General features: G+C 72.9%; 2 protein-coding genes. One reads left to right on the top strand and one right to left on the bottom strand.

Annotation, left to right across the window (positions count from 1 at the left end; translation table 11 throughout):
- The coding region (locus tag AC27KI_RS24945) for an ATP-binding protein (RefSeq protein ID WP_487116470.1) at nt 1–770 on the top strand (770 nt) is incomplete at its 5' end.
- A 47-nt stretch (nt 771–817) separates the two neighbouring features.
- Here AC27KI_RS24945 and AC27KI_RS24940 read toward each other — a convergent pair.
- Nucleotides 818–1352 (bottom strand): Smr/MutS family protein (locus AC27KI_RS24940; RefSeq protein ID WP_487116468.1); only part of this gene is annotated, 535 nt, incomplete at its 5' end.

Here is a 1352-nt window from a genome sequence, read left to right as displayed (position 1 = left end):
CGCACCTGGCCGCGCCCACGGGGCGCGACCTGCAGCCCCTTCAGAGCGAGCTGGCCGGCCTGCTGGCGCACAACGCGCACGTCGTGGCCCGCGCCCGCGCCCACGCGGTGGACCTCAACCACGCCCTCAAGAAACCCCTGGCCCTGCTCAGTGCCCAGGCCAGCGCGCACCCCCAGGTGCCCAGCGGCGAGGTGCGCCAGCAGGTCGAGGCGATGGCCCAGCTGGTGGACCGCTACCAGGCCCGCACCTTGAGCGATGCGCTGCACGCCCACCCCGGCGCCGCGGGGCAGGCGGTGGACGTGCGCGACTGCCTGTCGCAGGTCGTGCGGATGATGCAACGCCTGCATGCCGCGCAGGAACTGGACTGGGCGCTGGACGACCGCACCGCGGGCCGCCTGCTGTGGCGCGGCGAGCAGGCCGACCTGCAGGAGGTGCTGGGCAACCTGCTGGACAACGCAGGCAAGTGGGCCGCCTCGCGGGTGCGGCTGACCCTGTCGCGGCAGGAGGGCGCCGACCGCCCGGGCCTGCGCCTGGACATCGAAGACGATGGCCCCGGCATGACCGCCGAGCAGCTGCAGTCTGCCGGGCAGCGCGGCGTGCGGTTCGATGAATCCGTGCAGGGCAGCGGGCTGGGCCTGGCCATCGCGAGCCAGATCGCCCAGGCCTACGGCGGGCAGTTGCAGCTGGACAAAAGCGAGGCGCTTCGGGGCCTGCGCGTGCGGCTGGAGATGCGTGGGTTGGTGAGGGGGGATCACCGCCCTGGGGGTTGACGAAGCGCGGGCGGTGCCACGCAGGGCGCCGTCCTTCCTCGGAAAAATCAATGCCGCTGCACCGGCTGCAGCAGCACCACCAGCGCCCCCGCGCCGCCCTCGGCCGGTCGGGCCTGCACGAAGGCCAGCACCTCTTTCTTTTGCACCAGCCAGCTTTGCACGCGGCCTTTCAGCACCGGCGTCTTGCCGGGCGAGCCCAGGCCCTTGCCGTGCACCACGCGCACGCAGCGCAGGCCGGTGCGGTGCGCCAGTCGGATGAACTCGCCCAACGCCTCGCGGGCCTCGTCGGTGCGCAGGCCGTGCAGGTCCAGCTGCCGCTGGATGCTCCAGTGGCCTGCGCGCAGGCGGCGCGTCACCTCGGGGCCGATGCCGCTGCGGCGGTAGCTCATCTGGTCGTCCACGTCCAGCAAGGTCGTCACGTCGAACTCGTCGCTGATGGACTCCATCAGCACGCGTTCTTCGTCCAGCTCGCGCTGCACGGGCAGCGGCTCCACCGGCTCGGGCAGGTGCCAGCGCCGGTCGTGCTGCCCGCGCAGGGCCTGCACCGGGCCCACCGCGGTCTCGAACAGCATCAGCTCGGCG

The sequence above is a fragment of the Acidovorax sp. KPB24-03 genome (genome assembly GCF_057546605.1).
Note: the sequence above shows the minus strand (reverse complement) of the source record. Positions and strands in the feature narration are given on the sequence as shown.